16 protein-coding genes are annotated in these 21,399 nt (G+C 68.3%); 9 read left to right on the forward strand and 7 right to left on the reverse strand.

Annotated elements, in window-relative coordinates; translation table 11 throughout:
• Positions 1-50 precede the first annotated feature (50 nt).
• Positions 51-2,741 (forward strand): pyruvate, phosphate dikinase, encoded by a 2,691-nt coding sequence (ppdK, locus tag ABC766_RS26270; protein ID WP_111473873.1) that lies wholly within the window; start codon positions 51-53, stop codon positions 2,739-2,741.
• A 193-nt stretch (positions 2,742-2,934) separates the two neighbouring features.
• Positions 2,935-3,186, forward strand: a complete 252-nt coding sequence (locus tag ABC766_RS26275) for a hypothetical protein (RefSeq protein ID WP_075380394.1) — start codon at positions 2,935-2,937, stop codon at positions 3,184-3,186.
• Positions 3,187-3,274: 88 nt separating this feature from the next.
• Here ABC766_RS26275 and ABC766_RS26280 read toward each other — a convergent pair whose 3' ends face one another.
• From ABC766_RS26280 to ABC766_RS26290, 3 genes are all read right to left on the reverse strand, one after another.
• Positions 3,275-4,774, reverse strand: coding sequence for a DUF882 domain-containing protein (locus tag ABC766_RS26280; RefSeq protein WP_052083624.1), 1,500 nt, complete (start codon positions 4,772-4,774; stop codon positions 3,275-3,277).
• Positions 4,775-4,917: 143 nt separating this feature from the next.
• Positions 4,918-6,927, reverse strand: a complete 2,010-nt coding sequence (locus ABC766_RS26285; protein ID WP_342142155.1) for a L,D-transpeptidase family protein — start codon at positions 6,925-6,927, stop codon at positions 4,918-4,920.
• Between the two features lie 246 nt (positions 6,928-7,173).
• Entirely contained in the window at positions 7,174-8,658 is a 1,485-nt protein-coding gene (locus ABC766_RS26290; RefSeq protein ID WP_043357728.1) for a sigma-54-dependent transcriptional regulator, read from the reverse strand.
• A 250-nt stretch (positions 8,659-8,908) separates the two neighbouring features.
• Between ABC766_RS26290 and ABC766_RS26295 the strand changes: the two genes are divergently transcribed.
• From ABC766_RS26295 to recJ, 7 genes are all read left to right on the forward strand, one after another.
• On the forward strand, positions 8,909-10,780 hold the full coding sequence (locus ABC766_RS26295; RefSeq protein ID WP_345819835.1) for a M3 family oligoendopeptidase: 1,872 nt from the start codon (positions 8,909-8,911) through the stop codon (positions 10,778-10,780).
• Positions 10,781-10,885: 105 nt separating this feature from the next.
• Positions 10,886-12,247 carry an AarF/ABC1/UbiB kinase family protein gene (locus tag ABC766_RS26300; protein WP_345819836.1) on the forward strand — a complete coding sequence of 454 codons (1,362 nt, stop codon included), beginning with the start codon at positions 10,886-10,888 and terminating at the stop codon, positions 12,245-12,247.
• Positions 12,248-12,369: 122 nt separating this feature from the next.
• On the forward strand, positions 12,370-12,663 hold the full coding sequence (locus tag ABC766_RS26305) for an aa3-type cytochrome c oxidase subunit IV (protein WP_043357734.1): 294 nt from the start codon (positions 12,370-12,372) through the stop codon (positions 12,661-12,663).
• 207 nt (positions 12,664-12,870) lie between these two features.
• On the forward strand, positions 12,871-14,088 hold the full coding sequence (locus ABC766_RS26310; protein WP_345819837.1) for a Re/Si-specific NAD(P)(+) transhydrogenase subunit alpha: 1,218 nt from the start codon (positions 12,871-12,873) through the stop codon (positions 14,086-14,088).
• Between the two features lie 24 nt (positions 14,089-14,112).
• Positions 14,113-14,568, forward strand: a complete 456-nt coding sequence (locus tag ABC766_RS26315) for a proton-translocating transhydrogenase family protein (protein ID WP_345819838.1) — start codon at positions 14,113-14,115, stop codon at positions 14,566-14,568.
• A gap of 4 nt (positions 14,569-14,572) precedes the next feature.
• Positions 14,573-15,970, forward strand: a complete 1,398-nt coding sequence (locus tag ABC766_RS26320) for an NAD(P)(+) transhydrogenase (Re/Si-specific) subunit beta (RefSeq protein ID WP_043357739.1) — start codon at positions 14,573-14,575, stop codon at positions 15,968-15,970.
• 132 nt (positions 15,971-16,102) lie between these two features.
• Positions 16,103-17,920, forward strand: coding sequence for a single-stranded-DNA-specific exonuclease RecJ (recJ, locus tag ABC766_RS26325; RefSeq protein WP_345819839.1), 1,818 nt, complete (start codon positions 16,103-16,105; stop codon positions 17,918-17,920).
• A gap of 11 nt (positions 17,921-17,931) precedes the next feature.
• Here recJ and ABC766_RS26330 read toward each other — a convergent pair whose 3' ends face one another.
• The 4 genes from ABC766_RS26330 to ABC766_RS26345 all read right to left on the reverse strand — a co-directional run bounded on the left by ABC766_RS26330 (position 17,932) and on the right by ABC766_RS26345 (position 20,996).
• A complete protein-coding gene (locus ABC766_RS26330; protein WP_210274774.1) occupies positions 17,932-18,387 on the reverse strand; it encodes a CAP domain-containing protein in 456 nt (151 codons plus the stop codon).
• A 166-nt stretch (positions 18,388-18,553) separates the two neighbouring features.
• Entirely contained in the window at positions 18,554-19,627 is a 1,074-nt protein-coding gene (locus ABC766_RS26335) for an HD-GYP domain-containing protein (protein WP_043379875.1), read from the reverse strand.
• 109 nt (positions 19,628-19,736) lie between these two features.
• Complete coding sequence (locus ABC766_RS26340; protein ID WP_167380416.1) at positions 19,737-19,889, reverse strand: hypothetical protein; 153 nt, start codon at positions 19,887-19,889, stop codon at positions 19,737-19,739.
• Positions 19,890-20,303: 414 nt separating this feature from the next.
• Positions 20,304-20,996 (reverse strand): GntR family transcriptional regulator, encoded by a 693-nt coding sequence (locus tag ABC766_RS26345; protein ID WP_043357745.1) that lies wholly within the window; start codon positions 20,994-20,996, stop codon positions 20,304-20,306.
• Positions 20,997-21,399: the final 403 nt, after the last annotated feature.

Here is a 21,399-nt window from a genome sequence, read left to right on the forward strand (position 1 = left end):
CCGCCCATCAGCTCGGCCAGCGCCGGGCACCAGATACGGACGGGATCGACATGGCGACCGGAAGCGCGAAGTGGGTCTACGCCTTCGGCGACGGCAAGGCGGAGGGCAAGTCGCAGATGCGCGACCTGCTCGGTGGCAAGGGCGCCAACCTCGCCGAGATGTGCAATCTCGGCCTGCCGGTTCCGCCCGGCTTCACCATCACCACCGAAGTCTGCACATACTACTACGATCACGGGAAGTCCTACCCGCCGGAGTTGAAGGATCAGATCGCCGCCGCGCTCGCCCAGATCGGCACGCTCACCGGCCGCAAGTTCGGCGATGCCACGAATCCCCTCCTCGTCTCGGTCCGCTCGGGCGCCCGGGCGTCGATGCCCGGCATGATGGACACGGTCCTGAACCTCGGGCTCAACGATGAGACCGTGCTGGCGCTGGCCAAGGAGGCCGAAGACGAGCGCTTCGCCTTCGATTCCTACCGTCGCTTCATCACCATGTATTCGAACGTGGTGCTGGGCGTTGAGCACCACGCCTTCGAGGAGGCGCTGGAGCAGTACAAGGAAGCCAAGGGCTTCGAGCTGGACACCGAGCTCAGCGCCGCGGACTGGAAGACGCTCATCCAGACCTACAAGAAGATCGTGCGCGACGAGCACGGATCCGACTTCCCGCAGGTCGCGGACGACCAGCTCTGGGGCGCGATCAGCGCCGTATTCAATTCCTGGATGATTCCCCGGGCCAAGAAGTACCGGGAGCTGAACAACATTCCGGAGAGCTGGGGCACGGCCGTCAATGTGCAGGCCATGGTGTTCGGCAACATGGGCGACACGTCGGCCACCGGCGTGGCCTTCACCCGCAATCCGTCCACCGGCGAGAAGGCGCTCTACGGCGAGTTCCTGATCAACGCGCAGGGCGAGGACGTGGTCGCGGGTATCCGCACGCCGCAGAACATCACCGAGAAAGCCCGGATCGAGGCCGAGAGCGACAAGCCTTCCATGGAGAAGGCCATGCCCGAGAGCTTCGCGGAACTGACCCGGATCTACGGGATCCTGGAGTCGCACTACCGCGACATGCAGGACATGGAATTCACCATCGAGAAGGGGAAGCTCTGGATGCTCCAGACCCGCAACGGCAAGCGCACGGCCAAGGCCGCCCTGCGCATTGCCGTGGATCTGGCGGGCGAGGGGCTGATCTCCCGTGAAGAGGCGATCGGCCGGGTCGAGCCCGGGGCGCTCGACCAGCTCCTGCATCCGACCATCGACCCGAAGGCGGACCGCAAGGTCATCGCCTCGGGCCTGCCGGCCTCGCCCGGCGCGGCGACCGGCGAGATCGTGTTCAGCTCCGAGGACGCGGAGGCGCATCGCAAGGCGGAGCGCAAGTGCATCCTGGTGCGGATCGAAACCTCGCCCGAGGACATCCACGGCATGCACGCCGCCGAGGGCATCCTGACCACCCGGGGCGGCATGACGAGCCACGCGGCCGTGGTCGCCCGCGGCATGGGCAAGCCCTGCGTCTCCGGCGTCGGCTCCATCCGGATCGACTACAAGGCGCAGACCCTGACGGTCGGCGGCAACACGCTCAAGGCCGGCGACAAGATCACCATCGACGGGTCCACCGGACAGGTGATCCAGGGCGAGGTGAAAATGCTGGAGCCCGAGCTGTCGGGTGACTTCGCCACCCTGATGGAATGGGCCGACGCCTTCCGCGGCATGAAGGTGCGGGCGAACGCCGATACGCCGACGGATGCCCGCACGGCGCGCAACTTCGGCGCGGAGGGCATCGGCCTCTGCCGTACGGAGCACATGTTCTTCGAGGGTGACCGCATCATCGCGGTGCGCGAAATGATCCTGGCAGACGACGCCGAGGGCCGCCGTGCGGCACTCGCGAAGATCCTGCCCTATCAGCGCCAGGACTTCCTCGAGCTGTTCACGATCATGTCCGGGCTGCCGGTCACGATCCGTCTGCTCGACCCGCCGCTCCACGAGTTCCTGCCGCATACCGATGCCGAGGTCGCCGAGGTCGTGAAGGCGACCGGGGTCGCCGAGGAGAAGATCCGGCACCGGATGCGGGAGCTGTCCGAGCACAACCCGATGCTCGGCTTCCGCGGCTGCCGGCTCGCCATCGCCTTCCCGGAGATCGCCGAGATGCAGGCCCGGGCGATCTTCGAGGCGGCCGTCCAGGCCGCCGCCGATACCGGTAGCCCGGTCACGCCCGAGGTGATGGTGCCGCTGGTGTTCACGCGCGCCGAGTTCGACATCGTGAAGGCGCGCATCGACGCGATGGCAAAGGCTGTCGCCGAGGAGAAGGGCGCGACCCTCGACTATCAGGTCGGCACGATGATCGAGCTGCCGCGCGCAGCGCTCAAGGCCGGCGAGATCGCCGAGACGGCCGAGTTCTTCTCCTTCGGGACGAACGACCTGACGCAGACGGCCTTGGGCATCTCCCGCGACGACGCGGCAACCTTCCTGGGGCCGTACACCCAGAAGGGCATCCTGCCGGCCGATCCGTTCATCACCATCGACCAGGAAGGCGTGGGCGAACTCGTGCGCATCGGCGTCGAGCGCGGCCGCAAGACCCGGCCGAACATCAAGCTCGGCATCTGCGGCGAGCACGGCGGCGATCCGGCCTCGATCGGCTTCTGCCAGGAGGTCGGCCTCGATTACGTGTCCTGCTCGCCCTACCGGGTGCCGATCGCCCGGCTCGCGGCCGCCCAGGCGGCGCTGGGCAAGGTCTCGGGCAAGGAAGGCTGAGCGCGCGCCGGAGGCCGCCGCGCGGCGGCCTCCGGACGGCGATCAACCATCCGAATGAAGACCAGTGGAAAAACCTCGCCTTTCGGTTGAACTCGACTCTCTGTGAGGCGTTCTTTCGTTGAACGAGGCGGTCTGGCGTGCGCCTATTCGGCCTGCGTCGGGTCAACGTCGCCCGTCAGAATCGGCCGTCAAGATGTCTCACAGCCCATCGCCGCTGTGCCTCACCGGGACCGATGCGGCCGTGTCGGTGCCGCGCGCGGCCGTCCGTGCGTATCTCGCTCTGGTCGGCGGCCTGGGCGGCTTGGTGACCGCCGTGATGCTGATGATGTCGGTCGCGGCCAACAGCGGTGGCGAAGCCGAACGCATCGCCGGGACGCAGGACGACAGCTACGCGGCAACGCTGGTCGGCGCCTTGGCGGTCAACCTGTCCAAGCCCCTGCGCTGAATCGAACGGGTGCGCTGGTCACCCTGCACGAGCCGTCCGACGCGGACGGGCAGGCGAAGCGCACCTCCCCGTCAGACCGACCCCTCGATCAGCGTGCTCCGGGCAAGGCGCGGGCAGCGGAGCCGGTAAACCGGGTTGTCAGGTCATCGCCCGGACTGCGCGTGCTGAACCGCGTCGTGACGCGGTCCGGAACCGCAGCGACGACCGAGTCGGGCGCTGCACCGCGGAGACGCGTGGCAGCCACATGCACGGGGACAGCGCGGCTCGCCGGCGTCGCAACGGGACCGGCGGACACGGAATCGAACAGGGCGCGCAGCTGGGCCTTCGCGTCCGCGTCCGGCGCCACGAGCGAACGCGGACGAACCGGGTCCGGCGCCGTGGGCTTGCCGAGCGCGCGAATCTCGCTCGCGGACGGAAGATTGGCCATCCCCCGTTCGAGCGCCGCGAATTGCACCGGGCGCGGTGGCGGAAGCGGCATGTTCAGGCTCGCGACCGCGGCTGCGAGGTCCGAGGGACGCCGCGGCGGCAGCGGCGTCGTGACCGCCGGCATGGCGTCGTCGGCGGGCGCGGTTTGATCGGCCGTCAGAAGCGACTTGGCATCGGACGGCTTGATCTCCGCGCTCTTCGCCTGAGCCCGCGCCGCCAGCGAACCGCGCAGCGCGTCGTCGGTGGCGGGGGCCGCATAGGCGAGGGCCGTCCGTGCGCCCACCGGATCCTGCGGATCGGCGCTCGCCACGGCGACGACGGGGGCGCGCCGTCCCTTCTTCTCGACCGCCACCGGCGGCGGTGCCGGAGCGGGCTCGGGGCTGGATCGACCGCCGCCGAACAGACTCGCCAGGAAGCCGAACAGGCCGGGACCGTCTTCTTCCTCGCCGCCGGCCATCTGGGTCGTGATCCCCGCGACGGTACCGCCGCGGGCCAGGATCTCGGCCTTGGCTTCCTCGTAGCGCGGGAAGGGACGGTTGTCGCTCGGGAGCAGCACGGTCTTGCCGTCGGGGAAGAGCCGGGCGAGCTGATCGTGGGTCATCCGCGGCCACATCCGCACGGAACCGACATCGAGATGCACGAAGGGCGTTCCGGCATGCGGATACCAGCCGACGCCGCCCCGTTGCATCTGGAGCCCGACCTCGCGGATCCGGTCGATCGAGACGTCCGGCACGAAGAAGTCCATCGCCTTGCCGAGCATGTGCTGGCTGTACTCGGCCACCATCTTGGAGCGGCGGCGAAGCATCGCGTTGGTGCCGGGGGACCGATAGGCCGAGACGATGTGGATCGGCTGCGACGAGCCGACCTGGCGATAGGCCTCCCAGACCGTATCGAACAGCCGCGGATCCATCTTGGTGGGCTCGTTGATCCGCCAGTCGCGGAGCAGCCAGTTCAGCTGATCGAGGGCCGCGCGGTCGTAGCGGCCATCGCGCTTGAACGTGATGGTCGCGCTTTCCTGCGTGTGCGTGTGGTAGATGGTCAGCGAGCGGGTGTCGCCGTTGGCCACCGCGTCCTCGGTTTCGGCCGTCCCGACCAGCACTCCGAGCACGAGGCCGGACAAGCCGAGGGCGAGATGACGGAGGGGACGCGGGAGACTGGGCACGACGGTCCTGATCCTCTCCCGAAACCCTCGCCCGAACGCGTCTCAGCCCGGGCTGTCGGTCGAAACGGCTAAGGCTCGACCGTGGCGAAATCGTGCCCGGCTGTGCGTCTGCGCACGCGAAAGTTGCGGGTTCCGCGGGTGGCCTACCACCACCCGCGCGGCGCCGATTGCTGCGGCGCAGGCGTCCAGAGCCCGGGCTCGCCGTATTCCGGCGCGCTGTCGGCCCGGGCGGCACGGCGCAGGGACCGGCGCCGCGTGTCCGCTTCCTCGTAGCGCCCTTCGGGCCACGCCTCGGCATTGGCCACCGGGCGCTCGGGCGCGCGGCGATGGACCGTCCGCGCCACGGGCGGCTTCGGCGCAGACTCGGCCTTGCGCCGCGGCGGCTCGTCCGGCAGCCGGGCAATCGCCGGTCCGCCGCCGCCGGGCAGCCCGAGGGCTGCGCGCATCGGCGCGTCGTAGCCGTAAAGGTCCGGCAGGGTGCGGTAGGTGCCGCCATCGTCCACGAAGGCGGTGAAGTAAGCGAGATGGACCGGCAGCTTCTCCGGCAGCCGGATCGTCCGCTCGCCCTTGCCGATCAGCTTCTTCAACCTGTCCTGAGACCAGTCCGGCAGCACCGCGTCGGCAAGACGGAACGGGTCGTCGACGCGCACGCAGCCGTGGCTGAAATCCCGCTTCGAGGCTGAGAACAGCGAGCGGTTGGGCGTATCGTGCAGGTAGACCGCGTGCTGGTTCGGGAACATGAACTTGATGAAGCCGAGCGCATTGCGCTCGCCGGGGGGCTGGCGGAGCGAGATGTGCCCCCCGCGGCGGACGACCTCGTAGCCCCCCCAGGTCTTACCACCGTAGCCGGCGAGCTTCGGCGCCATCGTCTTCAGGATCGAGGGCGGCACGTACCAGGACGGGTTGACGACCGCGTATTCCATCAGCCCCGAGAACAGGGGCGTCCGCGATTCCGGCTTGCCGACGATGACCCGCGCCTCATCGCGCAGGACGCCGCCCCGGTAGGCGCGCAGGCGGTATTCCGGGACGTTGACCAGGATGTAGTCGGATCCCAAATCGCCGGGAAGCCACCGCCACCGCTCCATGTTGACGATGAGTTCGGCCTCGCCCCCCGTCGGACGCGCGGCGCGACCGGCATCGGCAAGGGCCAGGACCGTCTGGACGTTCAGGACCCCGTTGCCCGGCAGCCCGCGGCCGCGCTGGAACTTCGCGACCGCGTCGGCAACCACGGAATCGTACTCGTCCGGCTCGCCGGGGGGCTTGTCGAACGTTCCGGCCGGGCGGCTCTCGAGATTGAAATGCGTCCGGAGCAGCGGCACGCGGGCATCGCGCATGCCGACGCGCAAGGCCGGCCCGGCCGGAAGACGCAGCGGCTTCACGGCGGTCGGCACGGGACCGCGCAGGGCGGCAAGACGCGCCTTGAGGGCGAGATAGCCGGGCGTCGCCGGATTGTAGCCCTGGAGCGCCTCGCCCGCCTTCGCGCCGGCTTCATCGAGCTTCGCCAGCACCGCGTCCCCGGCGGGAAGATCGAGATGCGGCGTGATCAGCCGCGAGATCGAGGCCAGGTTGACGCGGCCGCCACGGGCGTCCCGGGCATAAAGCACGGCCGCCGCGGACAGGCGGAGATCGGCATCGGCGAGCGCCTTCTCGTCCGGCTTATCGGGCAGCGACGGGACCGTGTACGCACGCGAGTCGAGACCGTCCTCGGCGGCAGCCGCCAGCCTGGCCGACACCGACTTTGCGGCCTCGGTCCACGCCCCGCTGGAGATCCAGAGCGGCTTGTAGGTGCGGGCTTCGTAGAACGTCCGGATCGCATCGCGATCCTTGCCGGTCAGACGGAGCAGAAGGGGGGCGGGATCCGCGAAGCGGGCGAAGACCGCAGCACCGAGCGGATCCGTTGGGGCGACCGGCGCCGTGGCGGCGGGGGCCGGTGCCGGCTCGGCCGCCGGTGCCTCAGGCTTGTAGTCGGGTAGCGCCGTCGTGGCCGGAGCCGAGGGAGCCGCCTGCGCAGGCGGCGCGGCGGCTGGCGATGCCGGGACATCGGCGGAGGGCTGGTCCAGCGAGACGGTCTCCGCACGAAGCGAGGCGGCCGGGGCCAGCGTGCCGCAGAGAAGGGCGGCCAGCGCCATGAGGCTGGAGCGCGGGACGCGCATCGTGATCTCCCGGGGTGCGGCGGTAGGACCGCACGCTCAGAGTGTGATTATCCGCGCAAGCGTGGCTTTCAGCAACCGCAGTCGTCGCGAATAGAACCTCTGTCGCGCAGATGAATGTGTCATTTCTAATGCTGCTCAGCTTATGATCTACCTAATCGTCGGTCGATTGCGTGCAGCATCAGGTGAATTTCCCGCACCACCGCGCCGACCGAATGCGGTCGGTGCGTTAGCGCACGCGGCGCTCGATCAGGCCGCGTCCTCGGTCTTCGCGTCGTCCTCCAAGCCCAGATCCTTGAGCTTGCGGTAGAGGGTGGAGCGACCGATGCCGAGGCGACGCGACACCTCCGACATCCGCTGCCGATAGAACTGGAGCGCGAAGCGGATGATCTCGGCCTCCAGGACGTCCATCGGCTTCATCTCGCCGGTCTCCTCGGTCACGAGGGACATGGCATGAGGGTCGCGCACCTCCACGCGGACGATCTCGCGCACGGGCTCGGGGGCGTAGGCTGGCATCTGCGTCTGAACCGGCAGGGCCGGGATGCGGACGTCGAAGCCTTCCACCTGCGCGGCGATCTGGGGGAATTCGGCCACGGTCAGCTCGTCGCCGTCCGCGAGCACGACAGCGCGGAACAGGGCATTCTCCAGCTGCCGGACATTCCCCGGCCAGGGATAGCGCGTCAGCAGCGCCATCGCCTCCGGCGTGATGGCCCTGACGCGCTTGCCTTCCTCGGCCGAGAACCGCGCGCAGAACGAGCGAACGAGGTCCGGTATGTCCTCGCGGCGCGCCCGCAACGGCGGCAGCGTCATCGGGAAGACGTTCAGGCGATAGTAGAGGTCCTCGCGAAACTTGCCCTGCTTGACGAGGTCGAGCAGCGATCGGTTGGTGGCGGAGACGAGGCGGATGTCCACCCGCACGGAGCGTTTGCCGCCGACGGGATCCACCTCGCCCTCCTGCAGGGCCCGGAGCAGCTTGACCTGCGCGTCGAGGGGAAGCTCGCCGATCTCGTCGAGGAAGAGCGTACCGCCCGAGGCCTCGACGAACTTGCCGGCATGCTTTTCGGTCGCACCGGTGAACGCGCCCTTCTCGTGACCGAACAGCGTGGATTCCACGAGATTCTCGGGGATCGCCCCGCAATTGACCGTCACGAACGGCTTGCCGCGCCTGTCGCCGGATCCCTGGATCGCCCGGGCCAGCACCTCCTTGCCGACGCCGGACTCGCCCTCGATCAGGACCGGGATGTTCGATTTCGCCGCCCGCTCGGCGAGGCGGATCAGCCGCTCCATGTCGGGGCTTTTGGACGTGAGATCCTTGAAGGTCAGCGCCCCGGAGGCCCGGCGGCGCATGCGACGCACCTCCTCTTCCAGCGTATCGACCCGCAGGGCGTTCTTGATCGAGACCTGCAGCCGCTCGGCACCCGCAGGCTTGACCACGAAGTCCACGGCGCCGGCCCGCATGGCGCCGACCACCGTGTCGATGGAGCCGTTGGAGGTCTGGACGATCACCGGGGTGGCGAGGCCGCTCTTGCGCATCTCGGCCAGCACGCCAAGCCCATCTAGACCGGGCATGACGAGGTCGAGGAGCACGACGTCCGCGCCTTCGGACCGGAGCAGGGCCAGTGCGTCCGCGCCCGTTTCGGCGACCCGGGGCTCGAAGCCGAAGCGGCGCACCGCCGCCTCGGCGAGACGCCGCTGGACCGGATCGTCGTCCACAATGAGCACGGTGGCGGACATGGCGGCTCCCTGAACGGCGCGCGAAGGCCGGGCTCGCGACATGGGCTCAACCCCGTCACGGGCTCCGATTCGGCGACTGTTTCGTTTCGAGCCGTAGGGTGACCCACAGACGTAAAGTGGCGCTTAACGACGTTTGCATCGTGTCGTCGACGATCGCGCGGGGCTTCGAACCGACACGCCGCGTTGAACGCGTGGCGGCACGCTCGATATCAGGGTACGGGGCCGCTGCCCTTAGAGAGGATTGCACGACATGATGCCGAGCCACGCCGCATCGCCGGTGACTGTCCGCCTGCCGGAGGGCGTGAGCGCCGCGCGCGCCGCCGCGAAGGCTGCCGACCTCGGCCATCTTCCGGAATGGGATTTGTCGGACCTCTATTCCGGCCTCGATGACCCTAAATTCTCCGGCGACATGACCCGGGCCGAGGAGGAGTGCCGCCGGTTCTCCGAACTCTATGCCGGCCGCATAGCCGAGCTCGCCGCGGGACCGGAGGCGTCCGCCCGACTGGCGGAGGCCGTGCGCACCTACGAGGGGATCGAGGACCTGCTGGGCAAGCTGATGTCCTTCGCGGGTCTCGTCTATTCCGGCGATACCACCGACGAGGCACGGGCCAAGTTCTACGGCGACACGCGCGAGCGGCTGACCAGCGCCTCCGCGGATCTCCTGTTCTTCGCCCTGGAGCTGAACCGCGTCGACGACGCGGCGATGAATGCCGCGATGGCGGAGGGGCCGCTCGCCCACTACGCGCCGTGGATCGAGGACCTGCGCAAGGAGAAGCCGCACCAGCTCGACGACCGGACCGAGAAGCTCTTCCTCGAGAAGTCGGTCACGTCGAACGCCGCCTGGGACCGTCTGTTCAACGAGACGATCGCCTCGCTGCGCTTCACCGTGCAGGGCGAGGAGATGCCGCTGGAGCCGACGCTCAACAAGCTCCAGGATCCGGACGGAGCCGTCCGCAAGGAGGCGGCCGGTGCGATCAGTGAAGTTCTGCGCGGGCAGTTGCGCGTCTTCACGCTGATCACCAACACGCTGGCGAAGGACAAGGAGATCTCCGACCGCTGGCGCGGCTTCAAGGACGTGGCGGACGCGCGCCACCTGTCGAACCGGGTCGAGCCCGAGGTGGTGGAAGCCCTCGTCGACGCCGTACGGGCGGCCTATCCGCGGCTCTCCCACCGCTACTACAAGCTGAAGGCGAAGTGGTTCGGGCAGGAGACGCTGCCCTATTGGGACCGGAACGCGCCTCTTCCGCGGGTCGAGCAGCGGACGATCCCCTGGACGGAGGCCCGCGACACGGTTCTCTCCGCCTACGACGCGTTCTCGCCGGAGATGGCGGGGATCGCGAAGCGCTTCTTCGATGAGCGTTGGATCGACGCGCCGACCCGTCCCGGCAAGGCGCCGGGCGCCTTCGCGCATCCGACCGTGCCGTCGGTTCACCCCTATGTCCTGGTAAACTACCAGGGCAAGCCGCGGGACGTGATGACGCTGGCGCACGAGCTCGGCCACGGCGTCCACCAGGTTCTCGCCGGGCCGAACGGCGCCCTGATGGCGCCGACCCCCCTGACACTCGCGGAGACCGCCAGCGTGTTCGGGGAGATGCTGACCTTCCGCAGGCTCCTCGCCGCCACCACCGACACGACCCAGCGCCGGGCCATGCTCGCCGCCAAGGTCGAGGACATGATCAACACGGTGGTGCGCCAGATCGCCTTCTACTCTTTCGAGCGGAAGGTGCATCTCGCCCGCGCGAAGGGCGAGCTGACCACCGATCAGATCAATGCCCTGTGGCTGTCCGTGCAGGCCGAGTCGCTCGGTCCGGCCATCACGCTGGATTCCGGCTACGAGCCGTTCTGGGCGTATATCCCCCACTTCATCCATTCGCCGTTCTACGTCTACGCCTACGCGTTCGGCGATTGCCTGGTAAACTCGCTCTATGGCGTCTACGCCCAGGCGGAGGAGGGCTTCGTGGAGCGCTACTTCGCGCTGCTCTCGGCTGGCGGCTCCAAGCCCTACGGCACGTTGCTTGCGCCGTTCGGGCTCGACGCGAAGGATCCGGGCTTCTGGCAGATCGGGCTCGGCATGATCGAAGGGATGATCGCCGAACTGGAAGGCATGGAAGGACAGCCCTGACCGCGACGCCGCGGGGTGCCCCCCCGCGGCGCAGGGCCCCACGCCCCTGGTTCACGCGGGGGCGCGGCTTATCTCCGGACCATCACACGACAAGCAGATCGAGAGATGGCCGAGACCGACCGCGAAGCCAACCGCTTCTCCGCCCGTGCCGGGCGCTACGCCAGCGTGGGCGCCAATGTCGGCGGCGTGGCCGCTCGCATGGCCATGGCACGGCTGTTCGGGAAGGAGGGCACGACCAATGCGGCCGCCCTCGCGCAGGCGCTGGGCGGCCTGAAAGGTCCGATCATGAAGGTGGCGCAGTTGCTGGCCACCGTTCCCGACCTCCTGCCCCCCGAATACGCCACCGAGTTGCAGAAGCTCCAGGCCGACGCGCCGCCGATGGGCGCGGCCTTCGTCCGGCGCCGGATGCAGTCGGAACTCGGAGCCGGGTGGCAGAGCCGCTTCGGGAACTTCGACCTCAAACCCGCAGCCGCCGCCTCGTTGGGCCAAGTGCACCGTGCAACCGCCCAGGATGGTGAACGGCTCGCCTGCAAGCTTCAGTATCCGGACATGCAATCGGCCGTGGAGGCCGACCTGAAGCAGCTGGAAGTCGCCTTCGCGCTGCATCGCCGGATGAACTCGTGGCTCGACACCCGCGAGATCGCCAAGGAGATCGGCGCCCGGGTCCGCGAGGAACTCGACTACGAACGTGAAGCCAAGCACGCGGCACTCTACGGGGCCGTTTTGAAGGACATCGCGGCGGTGCGCGTGCCCCGGGTCTTTCCGGACCTCTCCACCAAGCGCCTCCTGACGCTCGGCTGGCTCGACGGAGACAAGATCCTGGGCTTCGCCGACGAGCCGGTGGAGGTGCGCAACCGGATCGCCCAGGCGATGTTCAAGGCGTGGTGGCACCCGTTCAGCCGCGCGGCCGTGATCCACGGCGATCCGCATCTCGGCAATTACACCGTCTTCTCAGAGGGCGGCGAGGCCGCAGGCATCAACCTGCTCGATTACGGCTGCGTCCGCATCTTCCATCCGCGATTCGTGGGCGGTGTCGTGGATCTGTATCGCGGCCTCTTGGAGAACGACGAGGCCCGCATCGTCCACGCCTACGAGGTGTGGGGCTTCAAGGACCTCGACAAGGAGAAGATCGAGATCCTGAACATCTGGGCCCGGTTCATCTACGGTCCCCTGCTGGAGGATCGGACCCGCACGGTCGCGGACGGGGTGAAGCCCGGAGAATATGGCCGGCGACAGGCCTTCCAGGTCCACCAGGCGCTGAAGGAGCGCGGACCCGTGACCGTTCCGCAGGAATTCGTCTTCATGGATCGCGCCGCCGTCGGCCTCGGCGCGGTGTTTCTCCACCTCAGGTCGGAACTCAACTACCACCGGTTGTTCGAGGCCGAGATCGAGCATTTCTCGCTGGACGAATTGTCGGATCGCCAGGGCCGGGCCCTTGCCGAGGCGGGATTGCCGGAACCGGTCTGATCGGGATCGAAGATCCACCGAGAGAGCGATCAACTTGCGTGCGTCCGATTGCGGCAGATAAACGCTTGAGCTACATCCGACCCTGACCGCAAGAAGTCGCGTCTTAGGGAAACGAGCGCACGATGGCCGAGAGTGACACGGTGGCCGGGCACACCTACAGCCCGGCGATGGACGCGAGGACTCACGAACAGACCTATCGCGGGTTCGTCCGGTTCGTCGAAATTGCCACCGGCGTCGTGATCTGCTGGGTCCTGGCCCTTGCGATCGGCGGAATCCGCGAGGCTTGGCTGCTGGCCATCGTCGGCGTGATCGTCGCCGGAGCGGCAGGAGCCGTCGGTGCCCTGGCGCCGGCCGTGGGCTGGCGTGCGCCGCTGGTCGTGGGCATCCTCCTCGTCCTCTACCTGTTCTTCGCCTGAGGCGAGGCCCGAGCGGCCGGTTCGCTGGCTGCCTCGGATGAGGAGCTCGCTCGCGTTCGCCGAGCGGGCCGCTGACGCATTGTTGGCAATTAAATTGAGCACAAGTTACATTCCCGCCGCTTCCAACGCGGTATCGTAGATCTGCCTCTCGAAAAGCGTCGCCGGTTCGCGCATTCGAAGGCCGAGCTTTTCCAGGGGAACCCTCGTATGCGCATTGCTGTGCTGTCCGAGACGGACTCCGCGGAGCCGCGCGTCGCCGCGGTTCCTGAGACCGTCAAGAAGTTCATTTCGCTCGGTGCCGACGTCGTGGTGCAGTCCGGTGCGGGCAAGAGAGCCGGCATCCTCGACAGCGACTACGAGGCGGCTGGCGCCAGCATCGCTGGCAGCGCGGCCGACGCCGCCGGTGACGCCGATCTCGTGCTCAAGGTCCGCCGACCGAGCGCAGACGAGCTGCCGCAGCTGAAGCGCGGCGCCACCGTGATCGCGATCATGGACCCCTACGGAAACGAGGCGGCCCTGAAGGCGATGGCCGAGGCCGGCGTCGACGGTTTCGCCATGGAGCTGATGCCCCGAATCACCCGGGCCCAGGTGATGGACGTGCTGTCCTCGCAGGCGAACCTCGCCGGCTACCGCGCGGTCGTCGATGGTGCCGCCGAGTACGGGCGGGCGATGCCCATGATGATGACCGCCGCCGGCACGGTGCCGGCCGCCCGCGTCTTCGTGATGGGCGTCGGCGTGGCCGGTCTCCAGGCCATCGCGACCGCCCGCCGCCTCGGCGCGGTGGTCACGGCCACCGACGTCCGGCCCGCCACCAAGGAACAGGTCGAATCACTCGGCGCCAAGTTCGTGGCCGTCGAGGACGACGAGTTCAAGCAGGCCGAGACCGCGGGCGGCTACGCCAAGGAGATGTCGGCCGAATACCAGAAGAAGCAGGCGGAGCTGGTCAGGGGCCACATCGCCAAGCAGGACATCGTCATCACCACGGCGCTGATCCCCGGACGCCCGGCTCCCAAGCTGGTGTCCGAGGAGATGGTGGCCTCGATGAAGCCGGGTTCGGTCCTGGTGGATCTCGCGGTGGAGCGTGGCGGCAACGTCGCCGGCGCCAAGGCCGGTGAGGTCGTCACCGACGACCGCGGTGTGAAGATCGTCGGCCACGTCAACGTTCCGGGGCGCCTCGCCGCGACAGCCTCGAGCCTCTATGCGCGCAATCTCTACGCCTTCGTCGAGACCCTGATCGACAAGGACTCGAAAGCGCTCGCCATCAACTGGGACGACGAGCTGGTGAAGGCCACGAACCTGACCCGCGGCGGTTCGGTCGTCCACGCATCCTTCCAGCCCAAGACCGAGGGAGCGACCTCGGAAGCCGCGTCCGTGGGGCTCGCCAAGCCGGAGACCGGCACGGCCGCTCCGGCCGGCGCACAGTGAAGCCCGGCCGAGAGGAGTAGCAGAATGGCAACCGTCATCGTCCCTCCCGATCAGGCGGCCGATCAGGCCCGCGTGCTGGCCGACGCCGCGCGCGCGGCGGCCGCGGTGGCCCGCAACGCCGCCGACCAGGCACAGGCCCTCGCCGACGGCATGGGCCACGGGCTCAGTGCCGCGACCGGCGGCGCCGTGGATCCCACGGTGTTCCGGCTCGCGATCTTCGTGCTGGCGATCTTCGTCGGCTACTACGTGGTCTGGTCGGTGACGCCGGCGCTCCACACGCCGCTCATGTCGGTCACCAACGCGATCTCGTCGGTGATCATCGTCGGTGCGATCCTGGCGGTCGGCGTGCCCCTGATCGAGAAGGGCACCGGACTGGCCCGGTTCTTCGGCTTCATCGGCATCGTGCTCGCCAGCGTGAACATCTTCGGGGGCTTCCTCGTCACGCAGCGCATGCTCGGCATGTACAAGAAGAAGGGCTGAGCCGGTGTCTGAGAACGTCTCCTCCCTTCTCTATATCGTCGCCGGCGTCCTGTTCATCATGGCGCTGCGGGGGCTATCGCACCCAACCACCTCCCGGCAGGGCAACCTGTACGGCATGGTCGGCATGGGTCTCGCGATACTCACCACGCTGGTCGGCCACCCGCCGGCCGGGTTCGGCGCCTGGATCCTCGTGCTCCTCGGCCTCGGCATCGGCGGCGGCGCCGGCGCGGTGATCGCCAAGCGCGTGCCGATGACCGCGATGCCGCAGCTCGTGGCCGCCTTCCACTCGCTGGTCGGTCTCGCCGCGGTCTTCGTGGCGGCCGGCGCGCTCTACGCGCCGCAGGCCTTCGGCATCATCGAGAACGGCCACTTCCACAAGCAGTCGCTGTTCGAGATGGGCCTGGGCGTCGCCATCGGCGCCATCACGTTCACCGGCTCGGTGATCGCCTTCGCCAAGCTCGACGGACGCATGTCCGGCAAGCCGATCATGCTGCCCCAGCGTCACCTCATCAACGCGCTGCTGGCCGCCGGCCTCGTCCTGCTCATCGCCCTGTTCATCGGCACCGAGTCCAAGGCGATCTTCTGGCTGATCGTCATCGCCGCGCTGGTGCTCGGCGGCCTGATCATCATCCCGATCGGCGGCGCCGACATGCCGGTGGTCGTGTCGATGCTGAACTCCTACTCGGGCTGGGCGGCGGCCGGCATCGGCTTCACCCTGGGCAACCTCGCGCTGATCATCACCGGCTCGCTGGTGGGCTCCTCGGGTGCGATCCTGTCCTACATCATGTGCCATGCGATGAACCGGTCGTTCATCTCGGTCATCCTGGGCGGCTTCGGCGGCGACACCGCGGCGGCTGGCACGGGCCAGGTCGAGACGCGCCCTGTGAAGCAGGGCTCCGCCGACGACGCCGCCTACATCATGAAGAATGCCGAGCGGGTCATCATCGTCCCGGGCTACGGCATGGCGGTCGCCCAGGCGCAGCACTCGCTCCGCGAGATGGCCGACATGCTCAAGAAGGAGGGCGTCGACGTGAAGTACGCCATCCACCCGGTGGCGGGGCGCATGCCGGGCCACATGAACGTGCTGCTCGCCGAGGCGAACGTGCCCTACGACGAGGTCTTCGAGCTGGAGGACATCAACGGCGAGTTCCCGCAGGCGGACGTCGCCTTCGTGATCGGCGCCAACGACGTCACCAATCCGGCGGCCAAGACCGATAAGGCTTCGCCGATCTACGGAATGCCGATCCTCGATGTGGAGAAGGCCAAGACCGTGCTGTTCATCAAGCGCGGCATGGGTTCCGGCTATGCGGGCGTCGAGAACGAGGTGTTCTTCCGGGACAACACCATGATGCTGTTCGGCGATGCCAAGAAGGTCGTCGACAGCATCCTGAAGTCGCTCTGAGGCCCGGGTCTCGGGCGGATTTCCGGGGCGGGCAGCGATGCCCGCCCTTTTTCGTTGCGACGGCGCGCGTTCGCCGACGCTGTTGCGGCGGTGCGCAAGATTCCGCGGCCCACCCGGTGTAGGGTGGCATCCGTGTCATCCGCCCCGCTCTCCGTCGATCCGCCGCCCTTCCTGGGGGTCGCCGCCTCCATCACCGGCCGGCGCTGGCAGGAGCGCTGTGGCGGCGCGGCAGTCCAGAATCACATCGCCAAGATGGTTCAGGCCCACGGCCTGCCGGAATTGCTCGCCCGTGTGCTGGCAGGGCGCGGGATCGGTCCGGAGGCCGCGCCGCGCCACCTTGCGCCGCGTCTGCGCGACCTGATGCCGGACCCGAATACGCTGCTCGATATGGACGCCGCCGTCCGCCGGCTCGTCCGGGCCGTGCGCCGCGGCGAGACGGTGGCGGTCTTCGGCGACTACGACGTGGACGGCGCCGCGAGCGCGGCCCTGCTCGCCGGCTACCTGCGCGGTGTGGGCCTGAGGGCTCCGATCCACATCCCCGATCGGATCACCGAGGGCTACGGCCCCAACATCGCTGCGATCACCGCATTGGCGGCGGACGGCGCAACGCTTCTGGTCTGCGTCGATTGCGGCACGAGCGGCCACGCGCCTCTGGAAGAAGCCGAGAAATCGGGCCTCGACGTGATCGTCCTCGACCATCATGCGGCCTCCGAGGTGCTGCCGCCGGCCCGCGCCGTGGTCAATCCCAACCGCCTCGACGACCTGTCGGGCCTCGGCCATCTCTGCGCCGCCGGGATCGTGTTCCTCACCCTGGTGGCGCTGAACCGTGCTCTGCGTCTCGAAGGCTTCTTCGGGCCGGACCGTCCCGAACCGCAGCTCACCGATGCCCTCGACCTCGTCGCGCTGGCGACCGTGGCCGACGTGGTGCCCCTCACCGGTCTCAACCGGGCCTTCGTGACGCAGGGCCTGACGGTGATGCGCCATCGCGGCCGCATCGGCCTGGCGGCCCTGCTGGACGCGGCCTCGCTGAGCGAACCGCCGGAATCGTGGCATCTCGGCTTCGTCCTCGGGCCGCGCATCAATGCCGGTGGCCGCATCGGCGATTCGGCCCTCGGTGCCCGGCTTCTGACGACGGCGGACCCGAACGAAGCGGCCCGGATCGCCGCCGACCTCGATCGCCTCAATCGCGAGCGTCAGGCGATCGAGGCGCAGGCCGTCGCCGAGGCCGAGGCCGAGATGGACCGTGCCCTGACGCTCGACCCGACCCGCACCGTGCTGGTCACGGCCAGTCCTGAGTGGCATCCCGGCATCGTCGGACTCATCGCGTCGCGCCTGAAGGAACGGTTCAACCGCCCGGCCTTCGCCTTCGCGATCCGACCCGACGGCAGCGCCACCGGCTCGGGGCGCTCGATCCCGGGGTCGGATCTCGGGCTTGCGGTGCGCGCCTGCGTCGAGGCCGGGATCGCCCTCAAGGGGGGCGGACACGCCATGGCGGCCGGCGTCACCGTGCGGACCGACGACATCCCCCGCTTCGAGGCGCATCTCGTCATGCTGCTGGGGGCGAGCGTGACCGTGGCGCGGGCGGCCGACGCCCTGCTGATCGACGGCGGACTCAGCGCCGGGGGCGCCACGGCGGAAACGGTCCGGCTGCTCCAGCAGGCCGGACCGTTCGGACAGGGCGCGCCGGAGCCGATCTTCGCCCTCGGGCGCCATCGCCTGGTCGATGCCGGCGTGGTCGGGTCGAGCCATGTCAGGGCCCGCCTGCGCAGCCGCGACGGACAGGCGGTGGGCGCCATCTGCTTCCGTGCCGCCGAGCGCCCCCTCGGCCTCGCGCTGCTGAACGGGATCGGTCGGGATATGCACGTGGCCGGAACGCTGTCCTGCGACCGCTGGCGCGGGGCCGAGCGGGCCCAGCTCCGGATCGTCGATCTGGCGCCAGCGGACCCCTGAGAGCCGCTGCGTCAGGTTCCTGCCATGACAAGGGCCCAGAACCGCTTGTAGCGCGTGGTCGGCGCATCTACGCGGGCGATCCCGATCCTGCGGATCTGCGGCAGCAGCATATTCTTGTTGTGCTCGGGGCTCGCCTTCCAGCGGGCGAGCACCTGCTCGAGGGTCTCGGAGCCGGCACTGAGATTCTCCGCCGCCCAGGCTTTCGCCAGACCGACGGAGGCCATGCGCGACGTGAAGCTGCCGCCGATCTCGTGGCTGAGCTGGCCGTGGCGCGCGTTGTTGCCGGCCTGGAAGGCCGCCGCCTTCACGAGAACCGGATCGACCACGACGGGGCTCAGGCCGTTCTGAACCCGGTAGGCCGAAATCGCGGCCGCGGCCGCGACCTCGTCGAGCACGGCAGTATGCGTCGCATTCTCAACGGACGCATCCGGCATGACGGAGACGCCGCCGCATGCGGTGAGGCTCATCAGAAGGGCGGCGGCGAGGGCGAACTTGAATTTCGGCACGGTCCGGACGGCGATCGGTGACAGACACCCGCCTCCCTCCAGGGCGGTTGCGGCGAAAGCGCGGCACGCGGCGCGCCCGCACGATGCCGCACTCGCGCGTGGCACGCGCGCCACGCACCCGGCGTGATCACGCCGCCAGGGACATGCCGGCCAGCATCGAGGGTGCGAAGGCGCGGAGGAGATCCAGGTCCAGATGACCGGTGCCGCCGACCATCGTCGCCAGGGCGTCGGCGGGGGTCGCCGATTGCCGATACGTGCGCCGCTCGGTCAGGGCCGAGAACACGTCGCAGATCGTCACAATGCGCACGAGGTCCGAGATGGCCGAGCCGGCCAGGCCGTCGGGGTAACCTTTGCCGTCCAGGCGCTCGTGGTGATGCCGGACCACATCGATGATTGCCGCCTCGAACTCACCCTGAGCGACCAGAAGGTCGGCGCCGATATCGGGATGGCGCTGCATGAGCCGCATCTCCTCAGGATTGAGCGGCCCCGGCTTGTTGAGGATCTCGACCGGAATGCGCGACTTGCCGATGTCGTGCAGCAGCGCAGATCGAACCAGTCGCGCGAGGTCGGTCCGATTGAGGCCGATCTGCGCGCCGAAGGTCGCGGCGTGTCCGGCGACGCCGAGCGTGTGCTGATAGACGCCGATCTCGTGGCGCCAGACTTCGGCGAGCCACGCCCCGATGCCGACCTCGGAAACGGCAGCGAGGACCAGCTCGGTTCCCCGCTCCACGTCGGCACGCCGGAGTCGGGCGCCGAGGGCGGCGCTGTCGAACAGGTCCGCGACGATTGCGGTGGCACCCGTGACGCGCTCCGCGAGCTGTCGCCGACGCGCCTCGGCCGACCGCGTCGCCTCCTCGATCATGGCGAAGACATTAGCCAGGACGATCTGGCGCGGTGCCGCGGCGGGGAGCTGGCGGAGGTTGGACGCCCCCGCCATGGGCTCGCCGCGTACGAGAACCAAGAGCGGGAGTGACGGCCTGTACCGGTCGAGAGTGGTCCGCAACGATGCAGCTTGGACCGGTGGAAGATCCAGAACCACGAGGTGGGGCCGCTCGGCCGGGATCGGCGCGCCCGGCGAGAGCGCCCGGCAATCCATCACCAGCGCGATCGCGCGCTCAAGGGCTCTCTGCTCGGATGGGCGATCCGAAATCAGAAGGACGTAGGGGCCGTCCGAGAATCGCGATGCGGCGCCGAGGGCCAACGCGGTCGCTCCTCGCCCGCAGGGTCAACGATCCATTTACCCTACGCGCAAGTTTTGAGGAAAGCGTTAACCGTGCTCGGCGCCCTCACCGAAACATCGACGGATCCCGTCAGGCCAGCTTGGCGGAGGCGACGTCGCCGGTCGGTGCGACGGTCGAACGACCGGACGTGCGCTCGGAGCTCAGAAAGTCGGCGAACTTCACGGTCAGCAGCGCCTGGCAAACGGCGAAAGCGACAAAGATGGCGAGGAAGCTGGCGATCATCGGACTCTCCAGGGCGGCCGGGCACCGCGATATGTTGCGGTGCGAGATATGTCATGCCGCCCCGCAAACTGGTATGCCAGATAACGAATACCGTTCATGCCGCCTATGCATGGAAGGCGGAGATGCGACCGCATTGCGCACAGAAGCCGCACATCGCATGCGCCACGCTCGCAGTTGAGAGTGGCGCACAGAGACTTCGCGCCTTTCAAAATTTTTGCAGTGCGGCAACGCTTGTGCGCGATTTAATTTGTAACCAGCACTCGGTCGGGGTTCAGACCACCGGGTCGGTCGGTGCTGTCGCAGCCGAAGCGCACGACCGTGCGGCCCTCGCCGACGATTCCCGATGCGGTCGGCAAAGCGGTCGGCGAGGCTTTGTCGGTCGAAACGGACCCTGTGGGACGGTCTCGACGCCGATCAGTCCAGGTAGTCGCCGTAGGTGTCGACGTGCTGAGCCAGCCCGAGGCCATGCTCGCGCACGAGACGTTCGGCCAGGTCGGCATCTCGCGCTTCCAGAGCCGATATGATGGCGACGTGCTCCCGGATCGAACGCTCGGCCCGGTCGCCCTGCCGGAGCGCCGTGCTGCGGATGCCCCGCACATGCATCAGAAGATTACTGGTCAGATCGGCAATCGCATCGCAGTGTCCCAGAGCGATGATGCGTTGATGGAAGCGGATGTTCGCGTCCGAGTACTCATCGATGTGCTCTGAGGGCTGTCCCTCGAAGAATTCCGGGAAGGACTCGCGCAGGGCGCGAAGCTGGGCATCGGTGGCGCGGGTGCAGGCGAGGCGAGCCGCCATGCTTTCCAGCGCCGTCCAGGCGTGGATCATGCTGACGATCTCGCGCTTGTTCTTCTTGATCACGAAGACACCGCGCCGGGCCTCGGACCGGACGAAGCCTTCCTGCTCCAGAACCGTCAGGGCCTCGCGCACCGGCGTCCGGCTGACGCCGAGATCCTGCGACAGCTTCCGCTCGTCGAGGCGGACCTCGTCCGGACGTCCGTAGATGTCCATGTTGGTGATGGCTGTCTTGAGCGCCTCGTAGGCCAAGGTCCGGAGACTGGAGCTGGCGACGATGGGCTTCACGCTCAGCGGTTCGGAATTCGACATCCCTCGTCCAGTCAGCTCACACGTATGATGTCTCGCACGCATTCTCTGTCGTGCGCTCCCAAGCGGACTAACCCAAACCTTGGCCAGATCCTAGTCAATTGCGGGGCGGCCCCACAGACCTGTGACCTTTGCCGACTTTTCGCCTCGCGGAAGTTGTGCAGGCGCGGCTCCCCATCCCCCGTTTTGACCGCACGTTCGGCCGATCTGTTTTAATCCCAGCACCGAAACGTGTATTTTTATGCCGGTTCGATTGACAGCCCGGAGGGATACCAGCACCATCCTGCTGGCATACCGTCGACCATCAGTCCCGCGCTGCTGAGTCCAATGCGGATGCTCGAGTACTTGAGACTTTATTTGCCTGCGGGCCAAGAATTTTTCGAAGAATCCCGGTCATCTTGTTCTG

The sequence above is a fragment of the Methylobacterium fujisawaense genome (assembly GCF_039619325.1).
GTDB classification, from domain to species: Bacteria; Pseudomonadota; Alphaproteobacteria; order Rhizobiales; family Beijerinckiaceae; genus Methylobacterium; species Methylobacterium fujisawaense.